General features: G+C 69.6%; 21 protein-coding genes. 11 read left to right on the top strand and 10 right to left on the bottom strand.

Annotated features, from left to right (window positions below):
• The first annotated feature begins 44 nt into the window (after positions 1 to 44).
• Positions 45 to 605 (top strand): gamma-glutamylcyclotransferase, encoded by a 561-nt coding sequence (locus D7V77_RS09085; protein WP_120575879.1) that lies wholly within the window; start codon positions 45 to 47, stop codon positions 603 to 605.
• 145 nt (positions 606 to 750) lie between these two features.
• Entirely contained in the window at positions 751 to 2,202 is a 1,452-nt protein-coding gene (locus D7V77_RS09080; RefSeq protein ID WP_120575878.1) for a DNA/RNA non-specific endonuclease, read from the top strand.
• 47 nt (positions 2,203 to 2,249) lie between these two features.
• On the opposite strand, the gene D7V77_RS09075 is transcribed toward D7V77_RS09080, so the two are convergent.
• The 4 genes from D7V77_RS09075 to D7V77_RS09065 all read right to left on the bottom strand — a co-directional run bounded on the left by D7V77_RS09075 (position 2,250) and on the right by D7V77_RS09065 (position 4,584).
• A complete protein-coding gene (locus tag D7V77_RS09075) occupies positions 2,250 to 2,933 on the bottom strand; it encodes a RibD family protein (protein ID WP_120575877.1) in 684 nt (227 codons plus the stop codon).
• 120 nt (positions 2,934 to 3,053) lie between these two features.
• Entirely contained in the window at positions 3,054 to 3,293 is a 240-nt protein-coding gene (locus D7V77_RS43225) for a hypothetical protein (RefSeq protein WP_147452022.1), read from the bottom strand.
• 81 nt (positions 3,294 to 3,374) lie between these two features.
• The gene (locus D7V77_RS09070; RefSeq protein WP_120575876.1) at positions 3,375 to 3,863 is read right to left on the bottom strand and encodes a hypothetical protein; all 489 of its coding nucleotides are present in this window, start codon (positions 3,861 to 3,863) and stop codon (positions 3,375 to 3,377) included.
• Between the two features lie 13 nt (positions 3,864 to 3,876).
• Positions 3,877 to 4,584: an NIPSNAP family protein gene (locus tag D7V77_RS09065; protein WP_120575875.1), complete on the bottom strand. Its 708-nt coding sequence runs from the start codon at positions 4,582 to 4,584 to the stop codon at positions 3,877 to 3,879.
• A gap of 66 nt (positions 4,585 to 4,650) precedes the next feature.
• On the opposite strand from D7V77_RS09065, the gene D7V77_RS09060 reads away from it, so the two are divergent.
• The 5 genes from D7V77_RS09060 to D7V77_RS09040 are packed head-to-tail and all read left to right on the top strand — an operon-like array spanning position 4,651 to position 8,721.
• Positions 4,651 to 6,189, top strand: coding sequence for a PLP-dependent aminotransferase family protein (locus D7V77_RS09060; protein ID WP_120575874.1), 1,539 nt, complete (start codon positions 4,651 to 4,653; stop codon positions 6,187 to 6,189).
• Positions 6,186 to 6,653 carry an SRPBCC domain-containing protein gene (locus D7V77_RS09055; protein ID WP_120575873.1) on the top strand — a complete coding sequence of 156 codons (468 nt, stop codon included), beginning with the start codon at positions 6,186 to 6,188 and terminating at the stop codon, positions 6,651 to 6,653. Before D7V77_RS09060 ends, D7V77_RS09055 begins: the two co-directional genes overlap by 4 nt.
• A gap of 37 nt (positions 6,654 to 6,690) precedes the next feature.
• On the top strand, positions 6,691 to 7,266 hold the full coding sequence (locus D7V77_RS09050) for a hypothetical protein (protein ID WP_120575872.1): 576 nt from the start codon (positions 6,691 to 6,693) through the stop codon (positions 7,264 to 7,266).
• Complete coding sequence (locus D7V77_RS09045) at positions 7,239 to 8,324, top strand: MBL fold metallo-hydrolase (RefSeq protein WP_120575871.1); 1,086 nt, start codon at positions 7,239 to 7,241, stop codon at positions 8,322 to 8,324. The genes D7V77_RS09050 and D7V77_RS09045 overlap by 28 nt, the downstream gene beginning before the upstream one ends.
• Positions 8,311 to 8,721 (top strand): hypothetical protein, encoded by a 411-nt coding sequence (locus D7V77_RS09040; RefSeq protein ID WP_120575870.1) that lies wholly within the window; start codon positions 8,311 to 8,313, stop codon positions 8,719 to 8,721. Before D7V77_RS09045 ends, D7V77_RS09040 begins: the two co-directional genes overlap by 14 nt.
• 20 nt (positions 8,722 to 8,741) lie before the next feature.
• Here D7V77_RS09040 and D7V77_RS09035 read toward each other — a convergent pair whose 3' ends face one another.
• Together D7V77_RS09035 and tnpB (D7V77_RS09030) are read right to left on the bottom strand one after the other, a co-directional pair.
• Entirely contained in the window at positions 8,742 to 10,238 is a 1,497-nt protein-coding gene (locus D7V77_RS09035; RefSeq protein WP_120575869.1) for an IS66 family transposase, read from the bottom strand.
• Between the two features lie 46 nt (positions 10,239 to 10,284).
• Positions 10,285 to 10,620 (bottom strand): IS66 family insertion sequence element accessory protein TnpB, encoded by a 336-nt coding sequence (gene tnpB / locus D7V77_RS09030; protein ID WP_255424563.1) that lies wholly within the window; start codon positions 10,618 to 10,620, stop codon positions 10,285 to 10,287.
• 158 nt (positions 10,621 to 10,778) lie between these two features.
• Between tnpB (D7V77_RS09030) and D7V77_RS09025 the strand changes: the two genes are divergently transcribed.
• Genes D7V77_RS09025 through D7V77_RS09015 form a run of 3 tightly spaced genes read left to right on the top strand, consistent with a single transcriptional unit; the run spans position 10,779 to position 13,932 of the window.
• On the top strand, positions 10,779 to 12,029 hold the full coding sequence (locus D7V77_RS09025) for a tyrosine-type recombinase/integrase (RefSeq protein ID WP_120575867.1): 1,251 nt from the start codon (positions 10,779 to 10,781) through the stop codon (positions 12,027 to 12,029).
• Positions 12,023 to 12,934, top strand: a complete 912-nt coding sequence (locus D7V77_RS09020) for a tyrosine-type recombinase/integrase (RefSeq protein ID WP_120575866.1) — start codon at positions 12,023 to 12,025, stop codon at positions 12,932 to 12,934. The genes D7V77_RS09025 and D7V77_RS09020 overlap by 7 nt, the downstream gene beginning before the upstream one ends.
• On the top strand, positions 12,931 to 13,932 hold the full coding sequence (locus D7V77_RS09015) for a tyrosine-type recombinase/integrase (protein WP_120575865.1): 1,002 nt from the start codon (positions 12,931 to 12,933) through the stop codon (positions 13,930 to 13,932). Before D7V77_RS09020 ends, D7V77_RS09015 begins: the two co-directional genes overlap by 4 nt.
• A gap of 342 nt (positions 13,933 to 14,274) precedes the next feature.
• Here D7V77_RS09015 and D7V77_RS09010 read toward each other — a convergent pair whose 3' ends face one another.
• The 4 genes from D7V77_RS09010 to D7V77_RS08995 form a co-directional block, all read right to left on the bottom strand.
• A complete protein-coding gene (locus D7V77_RS09010) occupies positions 14,275 to 15,786 on the bottom strand; it encodes an IS66 family transposase (protein WP_120575864.1) in 1,512 nt (503 codons plus the stop codon).
• Positions 15,787 to 15,802: 16 nt separating this feature from the next.
• A complete protein-coding gene (gene tnpB, locus D7V77_RS09005; RefSeq protein ID WP_233596774.1) occupies positions 15,803 to 16,177 on the bottom strand; it encodes an IS66 family insertion sequence element accessory protein TnpB in 375 nt (124 codons plus the stop codon).
• Entirely contained in the window at positions 16,177 to 16,569 is a 393-nt protein-coding gene (locus D7V77_RS09000) for a transposase (RefSeq protein ID WP_120575862.1), read from the bottom strand. The genes tnpB (D7V77_RS09005) and D7V77_RS09000 overlap by 1 nt, the downstream gene beginning before the upstream one ends.
• 76 nt (positions 16,570 to 16,645) lie before the next feature.
• Positions 16,646 to 16,897 carry a hypothetical protein gene (locus D7V77_RS08995; RefSeq protein WP_233596769.1) on the bottom strand — a complete coding sequence of 84 codons (252 nt, stop codon included), beginning with the start codon at positions 16,895 to 16,897 and terminating at the stop codon, positions 16,646 to 16,648.
• Positions 16,898 to 16,956: 59 nt separating this feature from the next.
• Between D7V77_RS08995 and D7V77_RS08990 the strand changes: the two genes are divergently transcribed.
• Positions 16,957 to 17,430 (top strand): tol-pal system YbgF family protein, encoded by a 474-nt coding sequence (locus tag D7V77_RS08990; RefSeq protein ID WP_147452020.1) that lies wholly within the window; start codon positions 16,957 to 16,959, stop codon positions 17,428 to 17,430.
• Positions 17,431 to 17,521 lie beyond the last annotated feature (91 nt).

Genomic DNA, 17,521 nt, shown 5'->3' with positions numbered 1-17,521 from the left:
CCTGGCCCTTGTTCCACCGCCGCGCGCCGGGGACACTCGTCCCCATGGCATCTGGCCCCGCGGCTTCGCGTCCCTGGTTCGCGTTCTCCCTCGACCTGGCTCCGGCCGCGGCGAGCCGGCACCTGCACGGCCTGCCCCCCGTGCCCGACTTCCCCGAGGGCGAACTCGCCGAGGCCCTGGACGTGGACGTCGTCTATGACGTGCACGTGCCCAACTGGGGCGGCCGGGTCGCACGCCTGGTGGATGCTCCCGGACACCGGCTGTCCGGGCGCCTGCGCCCCGTCGCCACCGAGTCCTGGCCCGTCCTCGCCCGCCTGGAGACCGCGCTCGCCCTGGCCACCGAGGAGCGCCCCGTGAAGGTGCGCACCGCCTCCGGCACCGTGGTGGATGCCCACGCCTTCACCCCCGCCGAGCGCAACGCCTCCACGCAGGGGCCCGTCAGCGAGGCCTTCCTGATCACCCTTGCTGTCGCCGCCGAGCGCGCCCGACTGCCTGCCGCCGTCGTCGAAAAACTCCAGGCCGAAGCCCGCATCGTCCACGCCGTCCAGCACGCCCGGCCCGACGGACACCGCCCTCCGCCCCCCTCGAAGTCCGGCATTAAGTGACAGCCGGGTCCAGCCGGACCGAAAAACGCCCTGCCTGCTGAGAAAAAGGGCGGAGTGACGCAACCGGGTGCCGCGTCACTCCGACGATGAAGAACAGGGGCCCTCCCCGATCGTCACCCCCGCCGGCCCCGAGGACGTTCACCGCATGTCGCTGCGAATCCCGACGGGAGTCTCCACCCCGCGTCCCACGCCCGCGAACGCGGCTGTCCCCACCGCCGCGCCCGCGAACACCGCGGTGCCCGCTGGGGCGGATGCTCCCGTCAGCGCGCCCGCGTCGAATGTCGTGGCGCCCACGGGGGGCAGCTGGAAGCGCTCCGCCACCAAGGAGGTGGCCATCTCCGACCTCCAGCAGAAGTTCGGCTGGACGGACGAAAGCTGGCAGGGGCGCCTGCTGCACGCGGCGGACGAGGGCGTTGATGGAAGCCGGGCCTCGAACGGCCAGGTGTCCGCGGCGGAGCTGGAGTCGTATCTCTCCGCGCCCACGGACGCGCAGTTCCTCACGTCCACGGCCATCCAGCAGCAGCGCGCGGCGCTCGACGCGAAGCTTCAGGGGGGCGCGCAGTCCGCGAAGGTGGACAGCTTCGAAAGCCCCTGGCAGCAGTCCGTGGCGAAGCGCGCGGACCTCCTGGGCGGCAACGGCGATGGTGAGCTCTCCGCGGACGAGCTGACGGCCTACATCAACGCGTCCAAGGCGAACCAGGCCAAGGGCACGGGCACTGCCGCGAACACGCAGTGGGTGCCGGATCAGCAGATGGCCACCTTCCAGAGCCGCGTGGCGGAAGTGGCCGGCGAGGTGGATCCGCTCCAGGGCGTGGGCGGAAGCGGCGCGACGCCCGGCCTGAACCTGGTGAAGGAGTACTCGCGCACGCTGATGGACACGGACAAGAACGTGCCCACGTTCGTGAGCTACATGCTGTCCGCGGCGGACGTGAAGGAGACGCCCGCGGACGTCAGCCGGCTCAACAGCACCTTCGTGCGCGACCCGGAGCTGAAGCAGGGCGGCGTGGTGGACTCCGACTACAACAACACCGGTTTCGACCGGGGACACATGAAGCCGGCCGAGGACTCGCCCACGCAGGCGGCGATGAACGAGAGCCACTACATGACCAACATCGCGCCCCAGCACGGCAACCACAACCAGCAGGTGTGGCGCACGCTGGAGCGCGGCGTGTCGGAGATGATCAAGGAGACCGGCGGCAAGGCCTACATCGTCACGGGCAACCTGTACCTGGACGACAAGGGCAAGCCGCTGCCGCCCGAGTCCCTCCAGACGACGGGCTCGAAGGCCGACCGGCAGATCGCGGTCCCCACGCACAACTTCAAGACGGTGCTCCTGGAGCTGCCCAACGGCAACCTGTCGATGTTCGCGTACATGGTGCCGAACGCGAAGGAAGGCCCGTCCAAGAAGGAGGACATCCTCCCGCTGCTCCAGCAGTCGCGCGTGCCGGTGGACCAGATTGAAGGACTGCTGGGCCAGGACCTCTACGCGCAGCTGCCCAAGGGCGTGCAGTCAAAGCTGGAGAAGGACACGTCCGCCGCGGGCGTCTTCCAGCAGCAGAGCCTCTACGAGTCCGCGACGCTGCTGCGCGCTCCCTGAGCCTCTGTCGGGGGCCGCACGCGCTGGACAGAGGGAACAGGGAAGGCTCAGCGCCGCACGCGGTACCGGAGCCACACGATGCCGGAGTCGCGGCGCTCCACGTGGGTGAGCTCCAGCGCGGCGCCCGCGCCGGTGGAACCCTGGGGCCGGTCGAAGAGGGTCGGAGTGCCGGGCAGGCCGTCAGCGGTGGGGTGCACGAGGAGGCTCACCTCGTCGATGAGGCCCGCGGCGAGGAAGGACCCGTTGATGCCACCGCCGCCCTCCAGCAGCACGGTCTTGATGCCGAAGGTGTCGCCGAGCTTCTCCAGCACGCGGGCGAAGTCGATGTCCTGCTTGCCGCCGAAGACATAGGAGACACCGCGCTCGCGCAGGTGGGCGAGGTGCGCGTCGGAGACGGACTCCGTGAGCACGACGACGAGGTGATCATCGTCGATGGCGCCGGACTCCCAGTTCAGCTTGCCGTGGGCATCCAGGGCGATGGCGTGGGACTCCGCGTCCTTGCGAGCGACGAAGTCCGTGCGGGGCAGGGGAGATGCCGGAGCGGGCTTGGACACGTCCCCTTCCGCGGCGAAGTCCTCCATGGTGATGCGGCCGCACATCCAGGCATCGGCGTCGAAGGTGTCAGCGGTGCGCTCGTATTCACCGCGCATCGACGCCGGGTCGGGCCAGTGCTTGACGACGATGCGCCCGTCGATGGACGAGATCATGTGGCAGATGACATGGGGCTTCATCGGGTGGCTCCGGAGCACGGCCCTCCTTCAGGTGGCGGGCGGCGGAGCGCGGATGGTTCCCGAGGCGCCACGGACTGTCGAACCGATTCCGCGTCGGTCCGTTCACAATCCCGCGAGCCGCTACTGCGTCGCGCCGGGTGAGTCGGAGTCCTCGGCGGTGGAGGCTTCCTTCGACGGAGTGGACTCCCCGGTCTCCGGCGTCTTGAGGGGCTCGGGTTCCGTCTTGCCCACCCGGATGACCACCGGGCCGGATCCAGTGGGCTGGGTCGAGAGCCGGCTCCTTGTGGGCGTCGGACCAATTCCCACGTAGGAGCAGCCGACCAGGGCGAACAGCGGAACAGCGGCGAGCAGTCGGCGCATGAGACGGAAACCCCCGGGACAGGATGGAACGCACGCGCATCCAAGCGGACGTCCTGGTGGGAAGTCCAGCCACGGTGGTGTTCAGCCGGTGGCCGTCGTCCGGGTGAACTCCATCACCCAGTTGGTCTCCCAGGTCTCTCCGTCGAAGGAGAAGGCCTGTTCCCAGCGCGCCCGGTCGTTGCCCAGGCGGGTCCAGTGGAACACGACCTGGACCGTTCGGCCTCCTTCGGTGTCCTCGCCGTAGAAGCGGCCGTGGTCGCCGGTGAAGCCTCCGTGCACGGGTGGCTGGAGCACCGCGTGGCGACTGTCGATCCAGTGGATGGACCAGCGGCGCTCCCGAGCGTCGAACAGGCGCAGGGCCATGCCGGAGAAGCCCCGCTCGAAGACGGTCTCCTCGACGTTGGACAGGCCGCCCAGGTGGGGTTGGCAGCGCATCCTGGACGTGAACTCGTCCCAGTCGTCACTGCCTGTCAGCCGTTGCTTGAGCTTCCGGTTCACGCACGTCCATTCGCCCATGAGGAAGTCGAAGTCGTGCACGTCGCCCGTGGGCAAGGGGGGAAGAGGCTTCATGGAGCGGATCCTTTCAGCGCAGCTCGGAGCGCGCGGTGGGGGATAACGTCAGGTGTTCGAGCGGCGCGCTCAGCCACGGTTGGAGTGGCTCCGCCCAGCCCTTCGCCGCGGATCGGCGGCGCGCATCCGGGAACACGGTGAGCCAGGCGAAGACGTGCTCGCCCGTGCGCACGGGCAGGGCAGGGAAGGTGTTCTCCGCGGGCTCGGTCTGGAACAGGGCTTTCGGCGTGGCGCCCAGCTCCGTGAGCACCGGGCGCACGTGCTGTTCGAAGCAGGTCAGGAATGCTTCATCGGCGGGAGCCTTCAAGTAGCAGAGCGTCACCTCCACCCGGGAGTCCGGACGTGCGTCCGCGCCCGGTGGCGGTCGGGGCGTGCCTGGATGCACGAGGCCCGTGTCCGGTCGCACCGGCCGCAGGAGCAGGACGTTGTCGGAGTCCTGCATGGTCACGTTCGCGGCGTTGCGGTGCTCCTTCCACACCGGGCCGCCGTAGAACGCGCCCAGGGCTTCGCGCCGTGAGGCCATGTCGCGGAAGCCTCGCAGCCACACGAACCGGTCCGGACGGTCCTCGTCGCGGAACTGACCGACGAGGTGCATGCCGGTGGCTTCCTGCGACTCGATGAAGGCCCGTTCGAAGAGCGAGATGAGGACGTCCCGCTGACCGGGATGCAGCGTGTACTGGCGCAGTTCGAGGACCGAGCAGCAGGGTGGCAGGGACGGCATGGGGGCTTCTTGCCAGGGAACTGGTAGGGTCATGAAGACCACTTCCGTCAGAATCGGCCATACCAGTTGAAGACCTCCACCGGCGTCGCGTCATCGCTCCTCCTGCGGCTCGATTCGCGGAGTCATGCGCCGCTCCATGAGCAGCTCTTCGAGGGCATCCGTGCGCGCATCCTCGCGGGGGCGCTGGCACCCGGGCTGCGGCTTCCCTCCTCCCGTCAGCTCGCCACCGAGCTGGATGTGGCCCGCAGCACCGTCCTCCAGGCGATGGACGCGCTCACAGCGGAGGGCTACCTCGTAGCCCAGGCGGGCTCCTGCACACGCGTCGCGCCCGAGCTGCCCATCCTCTCCGGAGACCGGAGCCGTGAACCCGGGCTCGCTGCTGCCGCACGTGCTTCAAGCTCTGGGAAGGGGCCTCGGCTTGCTGCCTCCACACGGGCGTTGAAGGCCTCTCCGGTCGGTGCTCCGCGTCTCGGGGCCGCGCCTCGCGCGTTCCGGCCGGGTGTGCCCGCGCTGGACCTGTTCCCCACCGCGCTCTGGGCCCGCACGGTGTCCCGCGTCCATGCTCGCGCGAGCACGGGGTTGCTCGACGGGGGTGACCCTTCGGGCCATGCGCCACTGCGCGAAGCCGTCGCCATCCATGTGTCCGTGTCGCGGGGCGTGCGCTGCTCCTCGGAGCAGGTCTTCATCACGGCGGGCACCCAGCAGGCCTTCGATGAGGTCCTCCGGCTCGCGCTGAATCCGGGTGACTCCGTCTGGGTGGAGAACCCTGGCTATCCCGGCGCCCGTCGCGCCGTGCTCTCCGCTGGAGGTCGGCCGGTGCCCATCCCCGTGGATGGGGACGGACTCGACGTGGGCGAGGGCCTGGCTCACGCGCCTCGGGCCCGGGTCGCGTTGGTGGCGCCTTCGCACCAATACCCGCTGGGCGTCACGCTGAGCCTGGCGCGGCGGATGGCGCTGCTCCAGTGGGCCGAACGCACCCGCTCGCTGATCATCGAGGACGATTACGACAGCGAGTTCCGCCACCGCGGCCGTCCCTTCACCGCGCTCCAGGGACTCGATGACGCCGGCTGCGTGGTCTACGTGGGCACGTTCAGCAAGTCGATGTTCCCCGGCCTGCGCCTGGGCTTCCTCGTTGTGCCGCCCTCGCTCGTGGACGTCTTCTCCGCCGCTCGCGCCGCCGCGCCCGCGCCCGCCTCCACGCTGGAGCAGGCCGCGCTCGCGCTGTTCCTCGTGGAGGGCCACTTCGCCCGTCACCTGCGCCGCATGCGCGCGGCCTATCGGGAGCGTGGCGAAGCCCTGCTCGAAGCCCTGCACGCAGACTGCTCGGGCGTCCTCACGCCTCGTCCCTGTGACACCGGCATGCAGGTGTGCGCATCCCTTGCCTCCCCACTGTCCGACCTGCGCGTGCGCGATGAGGCCGCGCGTCTGGGCGTGGAGGTCGCGGCCCTGTCCGACTATTTCCTTGGCCGACGCCGCGAGTCCGGCCTCATCTTTGGCTTCGGCGGCGTGCGCCCGGACGCGCTCCGCGAAGGGACTCGCACGCTGGCCCGGGCACTCGAAGCCGCGCGCCTCCGCCCTCCCCAATGGAAAGGACGCACCCGATGAGCGACTCCCTCCCCGTGAAGCTGACCGTCACCCACCGCTTCAAGGACTCCGCCCAGCGCGTCTTCGATGCCTGGACTCATCCCGTGAGGGCCAGCTGCTGGCTCTTTGTCGCGGCGCCGGAGAGGTCGCTGGTGCGCGCGGAAATCAATGCGCGGGTGGGCGGCCGGTTCTGCTTGTCGGACCTGCGCGACGGCGAAGCGGTGGAGCATGTGGGCGAGTACCTGGAGGTCGAACGGCCGCGCCGGCTGGTGTTCACCTTCGCGGTGCCGAAGTACTCGGAGGCTTACGACCGGGTGACGGTGGACATCGTCCCTGACGGAGAAGACTGTGTGCTCACCCTGACCCACGAGATGGGCCCGGACGGCGAGAAGTGGAAGGACAGCACCCAGAAGGGGTGGTCCAAGATGCTGGCTGCGCTGGACTCGTGGCTGTACGAAGCCCCAGCCACCATCCAGTCGCGCTGACATCCCTTCCCGGGCGCGGGCCGTCTACGATGGCGCCATGACCTGGCGTTCCCTCCTCCTCTCGCTGGTGCTGCTGTCCGCATGCGGGCAGCGACGAAGCGACCCCGCGCGCGTGACGGAGGACCTGATGCGCCCCGCGCCCCTGGGAGCCTTCGCCGCGGGCACGCCTCCCGTCTCCACGGAAGACTGCACGGTGCGCACGGCGAAGCAGTGCTTCGACCAGGCGCTCACGCTGCTGGCCACGAACGCGCAAGGCCCGGAGCGGCTGCGCGCGGTGTCCCTGATGGGCAAGGCCTGTGACGGACAGGTGAAGGACGCCTGCTCCTGGCTGTCCCAGCACGTGAAGGAGCCCCGGCGCGTGCGCGGCGGCCCGCCGGACGACCCCGTGTTCCAGGAGGCCTTCGAGCACTGGCGCGAAGGCCGCAAGCACCACGTGCGAGTGACGTGCCGGCTGGTGCAGGGCGGCGTGCCCCAGCAATGCGAGGTGCGGGAAGCGACGTTGCCCCCGGACCTGCTGGCGCAGGCGCTCACAAGCATCCAGGCTTCGCGCTACGCGCTGCCCACCCTCGACGGAGACCCCTTCGAATGCGACTGGACCATCGTCATCAAGTGACGCGGCTGTGGCCGGTGCTGGCCCTGTCGCTGTTCACCGGCTGCTTCGCCGGCACCGTGCACCGGGGTCCGGTGACGGACCACTTCGACGGCGAGTCGTTCCAGAACATCGGTGACGCGCCAAAGCTGTCCCCACTCACGCTGATATCCGCCGTGATGGAGGAGCGGCGCGGCCCCTGGCGCGACTACGCGGAGGAGCCCGCCGGCCCGAAGCCGCCGGAGCGCGTGGGCCCGGGAGCGCTGCGCGTGACGTTCATCAACCACGCCACGGTGCTGCTCCAGGCGGACGGGGTGAACGTGCTGACGGACCCCATCTATTCGGAGCGGGCGAGCCCCGTGTCCTTCGTGGGCCCCAAGCGCGTGCGGCCGCCGGGCATCCGCTTCGAGGACCTGCCGCCCATCGACGTCGTGGTGGTGAGCCACAACCACTACGACCACATGGACCTGCCCACGCTGCGGCGCCTGGAGGCCGCGCACCATCCGCTCTTCCTCGTGGGCCTGGGCAACCGCGAGCTGCTCGTGGACGAGGGCTTCCAGCACGTGGAGGAGCTGGACTGGTGGCAGTCCGCGAAGAGCGGGCCCCATGCGTTGAAGGTGTGGGCGGTGCCCGCGCAGCACCGTTCGAACCGGGGGCTGACGGACCAGGAGGAGACGCTGTGGGCGGGCTACGTGCTGGAGACGTCCGGAGGCCCGGTGCTCTTCGCGGGTGACACGGGGCTGGGTCCGCACTTCGACCGCGTCGCGGAGCGCTTCGGGCCCATGCGCCTGTCGGTGCTGCCCATCGGCGCGTTCCGTCCGCGCGTCCTGCATCCGGTGCACATGGGGCCGGAGGACGCGCTGAAGGCGCACCACGTGCTGCGCTCGGGCACGTCCGTGGCGATGCACTACGGCACCTTCCCCATGGCGTGGGACGGCCAGGACGAAGCGAAGTACCTGCTGTTGCGGCTCCTGCTGAAGGAGGGGGTGCGGCCGCGCTTCTGGGCGCTCGGCTTCGGCGAGGGCCGGGACGTGCCGCCGCTGGCGCCGGGGAATGACGGGCGTGCCGATGCCGGACGCTGACGGCGTGGTGCCGCCGGAGGTGGACGCGAAGGAGAAGATGGACCGGGCGCGCGCGTGCATCCGCGCGGGCGAGGTGGAAGAGGCGATTCCGCTCTGCGACGAGGTGTACCGGCGCTTCACGCTGTCGAAGGTGCCGGCGCTTCAAGTCCAGGTGGCGCGGGCATTGGGGCACCGGGGCGCGGCCATCGCGGAGAAGGGGATGTTCCACGAGGCGCTGGTCCACTTCGACGAGGTGGAGCGCCGCTTCTGGAGCCCGCGCAAGCCGGAGCTCTGGGAGGGCGTCGCGTGGGGGATGTTGTACCGGGCCCGCGGTAACCGTCCGGCCAATGACGTGTCGGCGAGCTTGAAGGCAAGCCTCGGCCGTGCTCGGCGGGCGCCGCGAGTCCCAATGGGGTGAGGTGTCGTGGTGAGGGAGCGTCAGGAGGAGTCGGCGGCGCGAAGCCGCTTCCATTCGTGCGGCAGCAGCTCGCCGATGCGCGCATGCGGGTGTGTCTGGACGCGCAGCAGCACGTCCGCGAGGTACGTCTCGGGATTGACGCCGTTGGCCTCGCAGGTGGCGACGAGAGCGTAGAGGCCCGCGAGGTTCTGCCCCGCGGCCTCATGGCCGACGAAGAGGAAGTTCTTCCGGCCCAGGGCCGCTTTGCGCAGCGCCGCCTCGGAGCGGTTGTTGTCCAAGGGCAGGCGCGCGTCGGAGACGAAGCGCGAGAGGGCGTCCCACTGCTTCAGCGCGTAGGAAAGGGCCTGGCCCATGGGGCCCTTGGGCAGGTGGCGAGGGAGCTGCGATTCGAGCCACGCGCGCAGCGCCGTGAGGACGGGGAGACTTTGCTGCTGGCGCAGCTCTCGGTGCGCGTCCGTGCGCACGACGCCCGCGTCGCGCGCCTGCGCTTCCACCCGGTAGAGGGCGAGAATGAAGTCCAGGGCCTCGCGGGCCTCGGGCGCGGTGGGAAGCGCCTCGAAGAAGCGGCGACGGACGTGCGCCCAGCAGCCGACGCGCACGCGTCCTTCGGGCAGCGTCACCGCGTTGTAGCCGGTATAGGCGTCCACCACGAGGGCACCCCGCGTGCCGCCCAGGACGTCCTTGGGCGTTTTGCCCGCCCGGCCCAGGCTGAAGCGATAGCCCAGCAGCCACTCGCCCTGCTGCGTCTGGGTGAGGAAGGTCCAGAGGTAGCCCTGGCGCGTCTTCTTCACGTCCAGCACGCGCACGGGCGTCTCGTCAGCCCACACCACGTCGGAGGCCGCGATGACTTGCAAGAGGTGCGACGAGAGCGGCAGGAGCACCGAAGCGGCCTGGTGGAAGAGGTCCGTCAGCGTGCTGCGACTCATGGGGACGCCGCCTCTTTCAATCCGCTGCGCCAGCCGATGCAGGGGCATGGCATCGGCGCACTTGGACGTCACCACGTGCGCAAGGAAGCCCGGGCCGTACTCGCCCCTGTCCACCACCCTGGCGGGCGCGGGGGCCGTCACCACGCCCTGGCCGCACACGCACGCGAGGACTTCCTGCACGTGCACCTGGCGCTCGAAGAAGGCGGGCACGTACTCATACACCACCGTCCTTCGGCCCTCGCCCAGCGGCTTCAAGTCCTCGCTTCCGCACGCGGGACAGTGCCGGGCCTCGGGTGGTACCGGATGCCGGACTTCGCGGCTGGGGGCCTCCTCGGCCTTGTGCGCCGCACGCTCGCGCCGGGTCCGCAGGGCCGCCTCGTCCCGCGCTGCTTTCGACGCGGGGCTCACCGCGGCCTGGCGCAGCTCGCTGGCGACGGACGGCATCCGCTCGGCTTTGCGGCCGAAGACGTGGCGTTGCAGCGCCGCCATCTGCCCTTTGAGGGTGTCCAGCTCTCCGCCGATGCGGCCCACCTCGGCTTTGAGTTCCTCGGCTTCTTCCCGCCAGGGGCAGAAGTGGTTCTGGGGCAGCACGCGAGGCACTCTTGAATAACGGCCCGTCCCGGTGCCCCAGTCCGTCTCAGCTGCCCGTGCGCCCGGGAGGCGTCCAGGCGGGCTGCCTCTGCACCTGGGCCACGTCGATGCCGTCCAGCAGCATCGCCAACTGCGTCGAGTCCAGCGCCACCGACTTCGCTTCCGCCTCCACGCGGGGCAGGCGGAATCTTCCCGTCTCCAGTCGTTTGTAGAGCAGCACGAAGCCGCCCCGGCTCCACGTCAGCACCTTGATTCGGTCGCCTCGGCGCGAGACGAAGGCGAAGAGGTGCCCCGAGTAGACGTCCTCACCCCAGGCCGTGCGCACCAGCGACATCAGCCCGTCGATGGACTTGCGCTTATGTGGTGCACCGCATAAGCGCAATTATGCCGAGTCCGGCGTTATGCGGAGCTGAGCGACTCTCCGCGCAGACCACGGTCGATTCTTCCTCGCGTGTCGAGGCCATGAGGGGCTTGGCCAGCTCCGCATAATCGTGAGCCTCCTTTGCCGCCCGCTACGTCGGCGGGCGCAAAGGAGACCTCATGATTAGCGACTACTTCGAAGCACCGTGGCGGCTCGCACAGATGCGCGCCACCTGCGTCGGGCCGTACATCGACGGCTTCTCGACGGCACTCTCCGAGGCGGGCTACTCGCCCTTCACGATTCGCGGCTACCTCCGCGCCGCCGACCACGTCGGACGATGGGCCGATCGCAGCGGCATCGACATCAAGTCGTGGGGCGACGACACCCTGATGCGCTTCGGCCGGCATCTCCCGCGCTGCAAGTGCATCAAGGGTAACAAGGGCATCTTCAGCGATGCCCTTGCAGGAGTGCGCTTGCTGTTGGCCCACCTGCGCGCGTCCGAGGTGATCGCGGCAGCGAAGCCGACGCCGACCACGCCGAAGTACGCGCCGATCTCGGAGCGGTTCGCGGACTGGATGGTGCGCCATCGAGGAGTCGCGCCCAGCACCACGGCGCGCTACCAGCGCACGCTGCAGCCGTTCCTCGGCGCGCTCGGTGACGACCCGGGCCCGTACACCGTGGCCGCCATCCGAGCCTTCGTCAGCGACCAGCTCGGCGACGTCGGTCGCGACGAGACGCGTTCCGCCGTGACGTCCATTCGCGCGTTTCTCAGGTTCCTCGTCGCCGAGGGCCGTGTGCACTCAGGAATCCAGCATTGCGTGCCGACCGTACCCCAGTGGCGGCTCTCTTCGCTGCCTCGCTATCTCGAGGCGCCCGACGTCGAGCGAGTCGTGCAGAGCTGTGACCTGACGACAGGCCACGGTCTGCGCGACCACGCCATCCTGCTTCTGCTCGCGCGGCTGGGCCTACGCGCAGGCGACATCGTCGGGATGACGGTGACCGACATCGATTGGCGAGGCGGTACGCTTCGCGTGCACGGGAAGGGGCGGCGAGAGGTTCGGCTGCCGCTGCCCCAAGACGTGGGTGACGCTGTCCTCGCATACCTTGAGCGCGGACGACCGAGGGCGAGCAGCGATCGCCTGTTCCTCACGGTCTACGCGCCGACGCGCCCCTTCGCCACCTCGGCCACGGTTTCCGACATCGTACGCGTCGCGCTGGAGCGGGCGGAGATTCAGAATCCGCCAAGCCGCGGTGCGCACCTCCTTCGACACTCTGCCGCGACGGCGATGCTCCGCGCCGGCAGCTCGCTCGACACCATCGCGACCGTCCTGCGCCATCGCTCGCCCGAAACGACGGCGTACTACGCGAAGGTCGACGTCGCGATGCTTCAGCAGGTGGCCCAGCCGTGGCCCGGAGGTGCTGCGTGCTGAGCAGCATCGTCGAGCGCCACATCGCGCTACACCACGCGACGGGCTACCTCTTTCGCAAGCAGAGCATCCTCCTGCGCGACTACGCCCGCTTCGCCGAGGCCAAGGGCGAAGACGTCGTGCGCGCAATCACTGCACTCGAGTGGGCTGGCAGAGGACCGTCGGCAGGCACCCGCCACGGCCGGCTCGAGGTGGTCCGTCGCTTCGCGCGGTTGATGCACGCCGAGGACCCGCGTCACGAGGTTCCGCCGGCTGGCGTCTTCGGCAAGCAGGCGCCGCGACGCACGCCGTACATCTACACGCCCAAGGACATTCGCGTGCTGCTCAAGGCCGCGGGCGCACTCGGCCCCCGAAGTTCTCTACGCCCGAAGATGTACGTCACGATGCTCGGCCTCATCGCCGCCACCGGGCTGCGCATCTCGGAGGCTATCGGGCTGCGACTCGGCGACGTCACGACGGCGGGGCTCGTCATTCGGCAGACGAAGTTCCGCAAGAGCCGACTCGTGCCCTTACATCCGACGACTCGTCGCGCCCTCGATTCGTACCTCGCGGTTCGCACCAGGTTCTCTGGCACCGACGACGCCGTGTTTCTCTCCGAGCGCGGCACCGGGTTGCGGTACCCGACCGTCATCTCGACCTTCCTCACACTGGTTCGCAGCATCGGCATCCACCCTGGTCCTGGCAAGCGAGGACCGCGCATCCACGACATGCGCCACACCTTCGCGGTCCGCTCGCTCGAGCAGTGCGCGACCAACGGCGAGGCCGTCGCCCGTCACATGCTGGCACTCAGCACGTATCTCGGGCACGCCCATCTCTTCGATACCTACTGGTACTTGCAGGCGACGCCACGACTGTTGGCCGACGTCGCGGCACAGAGCGAATCCTTGGCGCGGCGAGGTGCTCGATGACACCGCTCGCACCACACCTGACGGCGTTCCTGCGCGAGCGTCTGCCTCGAGAGCGTCACGCGAGCCCGCACACCTGCGATGCCTACGCCTACGCCTTCCAGCTCCTGCTCTCCTTCGCGTCGAAGCGGCTTCGGACCCGGCCGTCTTCGCTGACGCTCGAGCAGTTCGACGTGCCTCTCGTACTGGCCTTCCTCGAAGATCTCGAGACAACGCGGGGCAACGGCGCGCGCACGCGCAACGCGCGCCTCGCCGCCATCAAGTCGTTCGCCCGCTTCATCGAGTTCCGCGTGCCGTCGTGCGTTCAGCAAGCCCACGGCTTGCTCTCCATTCCCTCGAAGAAGACCGATGAAAAGCTGGTCGGCTATCTCACCCGCGATGAGATGCAGGCGGTGCTCGATGCGCCCGACCCACGTACGCGCGATGGCGTGCGTGACCGCGCGATGCTGCTCCTCGCCTTCGCCGCCGGACTTCGTGTTTCCGAGTTGGTCGGACTGCGACTCGACGACGTCACCCTTCAACCGCAGCCCGTCATCCACGTGCGCGGCAAGGGCCGTCGAGAGCGGGTGTTGCCGCTCTGGAAGATCACGACGAAGGCGCTTCGCGCGTGGCTCGCGCTGCGCGGGAGCGCCGCGTGCCCGGAGCTGTTCCTGAACGCCCGGGGTGGGCCGCTCAGCCGAGATGGCTTCGAACACATCCTGGCCAAGCACGTGAGCGCCGCCACGACGACGACGCCGTCGCTCACGAAGAAGCGCGTGTCCCCGCACGTTCTCCGCCACAGTTGCGCGATGCACACGCTTGAGGCCACGCGCGATATCCGAAAGGTCGCCCTCTGGCTCGGGCACGCCTCCGTGCAGACGACGGAGATCTACGTGCGCGCCGACCCGACTGCGAAGCTCGAGGCCATCGACGCGGTGCTGCCGCCAGCTCTTCGACGTGGGCGGTTCCGCGCACCGGACAAGCTGCTCGCCTCGCTCAAGCCCTCGCGGAATGGGGCATGATTATGCGGAGCCGCCGCGCAGGTCTGCTCCTCGGGCCGACGTCCTGCGCGGCGCTCAGCTCCGCATAACGCCGCGCTCGGCATAATTGCGCATGTCCACTGGCTCCGTGGCTAGCACCACGCGCACCGACGCGGGAAGGGTAAACATCGCGGCCTCACTTCCCCAGCGCGGCGACGAGCCGGGCCACGTAGGCCACGTCCGTCCCGACGGAGAAACGCACCCGCGCTCCGCTTGCCGCCACCACCTCCAGCACGGACTCGGACGCCACGGGGGCGTAACTGTTCGCCGTGCCCCGTGCCGACGCCGTGCTGACCCGACCAGGAGGACCGGCGGGAGCGGTCGTCAGTCCTGACTCTTCGGGAGCGTGACGGTGCCCGGGTTCTCAATGGCGGCGAGCGCAGCGCGCCGCAGGTAGTGGCCGGGGTCCTCACCGCGCAGGCGCGCCGTTTCGATGAGCGAGTAGAAGAGCGCGGCCACTTCGGTGCCTCGCTTTGACTTGCTGCCGTAGTGATTCTTCCTACCCATCACCATGTCGCGCATCTGCCGCTCCACGTGGTTGTTGTCGACGGGCACCACGGGGTTGCTCAAGAAGACGGACAGCCCGTCCCACAGCTTCAGCATGTACTCCAGGGCCTTGCGGAACGCGCTGCCGGGAGCGGCTCGCTGGGCCAGGGCCCACTGGCGGATGCGCTCCACCACCGGCGCGGAGTGCTGCTGGCGCACGGCGAGCCGCTGCGCGAGCGCGGACTGACGCTCCTCTCCCGTCAGGGCGTACCAGCCGGGCAGGTCCGCCTCAATGGCATACACCTCGCCAATGAGCGCCAGCACCTCTTCGCAAGCAGGCGCGAACTGCCTGGCCTCGAAGAATTTGCGGCGCACGTGCGCCCAGCAGAAAGCCAGCGTCGCGGGGGCGGGCCCGTCCGGGCCGGACTTCGTCGCCGTCTGGTACGCCGCGTACCCGTCCACCAGGACGACTCCCGCGTAGTCGCCCAGCACCGCCTTGGCCGTCGCACCGGAGCGGCTGGGAAGGATGCGGTGGAAGACGGTGTCCGGCGAGGCCACCGTCCAGGCGTACCATTTGGTACCCGGGCCCTTGTCCAAGAGCAGCCAATGCGTCTCGTCCGCGTGGATGAGGGGCGAGGTGAAGACTTCCGCCAGCAGCGTCTCGTAGGACTTCTGCAGGTGGGCGGCCAGCGCGTCGAGCTGGTCCCAGAGCGTCTGCGCCTCCACCACCAGGCCCTCGCGCAGGTACAGCCGCTGCTGGCGCGCCAGCGGCAGGTGGAAGCCGTACTTCATGAGGGCCACGTAGACGGCGAACTCCAGCGAGTAGCGGCCGCCCGGAATGAGACGCGGTGGCGCGGGGGCCGTCACTGGCGCGCAGCCCTGGTGGCAGCGGTACTTCTGCCGGCGCATGCGGCGCAGCACGAAGCTTCTCTCGACGACGGTGACTTCCTCGCAGTCCTCCGTCTGCCCTTCCCACGCGTGCAGGCCACCGCCGCACAGGCCGCAGACTCGGTCCGCCTCGTCCAGCGGCAGCAGGACTTCTTGCACCTTCAGTTCGGGCTGGGCCGTGGGGCCATGGCCGCGCTGCGGCTTCGTGCGCGGAGGCTTCGCGGGCTTCTCCCCACGCTTCTCGCTGGAGGCGCCGAACAGACGCTTCTGCAGGAGGGCCAGCTGCTGCTTGAGCCCCTCGAGTTCCAGCTGCAGCCGCGCCTGCGCGTCCTCGCCCTTGAGCCGGGCATTCTCGAGGGCGAGGGCTTCGAGACGCTGGTGCAGCCGGGCATTCTCCGCCTCCAGCAGGCTGGCCACCTGCTTCGCTGTCTCCAAGTCTCGCAGCTGCTCGACGCGCGTCATGACTACCCGCTGGGTGCTACAAAGCACTGCCTACCGCAAGGACTTTCTCGTCCACGGCCGGAGGCGACAGCCTCCACCGCCCCGCCAGCTCGCAGCCCTCCAGGAAGAGCGACAGCTCGCTCACCGTCAGCTCCACTGCCTGCGCCCCCTCCTCGCACCAGGGCCTGGCGAAGCGTCCCCGGAAGAGTCTCTTGGTGAGGAGCACCAGGCCCGTGCCGTCGAAGTGCAGCACCTTGGCCCGACGCCGACACCGGCCGACGAAGAGGAAGACGTCGCCCTTGAGCAACTGCTGTCCCAGCTGCTGCTCGACGAGGGCGCTCAAGCCATCGAAGCCCCGGCGCATGTCCACCGGGGCCGCGTACGCGAAGACGCGCACCGCGCGCGTCAGCATCAGCACCCCAGCGTCCCCAAAAGCCGCGCGGCGCTCTCCACGCTCAGGCCTTCGACGCGCCAGCCGCCCGGCGACACCAGCGCCACCTGCTGCACTCCCGCCCCCGCTGCTGCGGCGGGACGCGCGCTGACGCGCACTGGCACCAGGGCCGCGCTCTTCTCGAGGGGCTTCGGACGAGGCCGGCCCTTGCGCCACTCGTAGAGCGTCGGTCCGGACACGCCCAGCTTCTTCGCCGCGTCCGTCACCGTCCCACCCGCCGCCACGGTGTGCTCGGCGTAGCGCACCGCGAAGGCGCGCAGCGCCTCGGGGAACGGCAACGAACCGCTGCGCCGTCCGGCCTTCAACCGCTGCGCCTCCTGACGAAACTGCTCCAACTCCTTTTCCAGCTCCACGGACCACCTCCTGGCGTGTGGCCGCTGGAGGTCTCACGAGATGCAGGGGCCCGTCACGACGGGGCACGGCGAGGTCTTACACGGGGGCCGTCGCCACCTGCACCGGCAACAGTCGCACCGGCTCACCGCACGCCGTCGCGGCCCGCCGACGCCGGTACACCCAGGACTGCAACGTGCTCAGCCTCACGCCTCGCTGCTGCGCGAATTCCCGTTGCGCCAGCCCGCTCGCTTCAAATGCTTCCGCGACGCGCTCCCACTCCGGCTTCTCCACCTGCTTCGACATGCCCAGCAGCGTCCGCCGCGCGCCGCCGCCCCTGCAATCCCTCACGGCACGTCGTTGGCCGGACGGTTACGGCCCGCGTGCTCCTGGAGATGGACCAGGAGGACATGAGCCGCAACTGGCTGGAGCGGATGCTGAGCCGCTTCAAGGCGTTCGCGCAGCGGCCCGACCTGCGCATCCCGGTGGAGATGGCGCGAACGGTGGTGGTCGCCACCCACAACCAGGGGCTGCGCTTCGAGGAAGCGCTGAGCCAGTCCGAGGCGCTCCTGAAGGAGTACGACGGCAACACCGAGCCGTTCCTGGTGGAGCAGACCGCGGTGGCGATGTTGGGGCGGGCCACCGCGCTCCAGGGGTTGGGGCACGTGGACGAAGCGCTGGAGGCGTTCGACGAAATCGACGTGCGCTACTGCGAGGACACGGACCCGAGGATGCGAGCCCTGGTGTCCACCGCGCTCATGGGCCGTGCCCTCGTGTTGCTCCGGGAAGAGCTGCTCCCGGAGGCGCTGGGCGCGATTGACGCCATCCTGGAACACGCGGGCCCGAACGTAACCGTCCGGCCAGTGACGTGCCGGGACGCTTGAAGACAGGCCCCGACCGTGCTCGGCGAGCGCCGCGAGGAGTGAGCTGTTCAGGGACTGGGCTGGAGGGGTGACTCGGGCGGGTCGGCGGTGC

Origin of the sequence: Corallococcus sp. CA041A (assembly GCF_003612075.1) — a bacterium.
In the GTDB taxonomy this organism is placed as follows: Bacteria; Myxococcota; Myxococcia; order Myxococcales; family Myxococcaceae; genus Corallococcus; species Corallococcus exiguus.
Note: the sequence above shows the minus strand (reverse complement) of the source record. Positions and strands in the feature narration are given on the sequence as shown.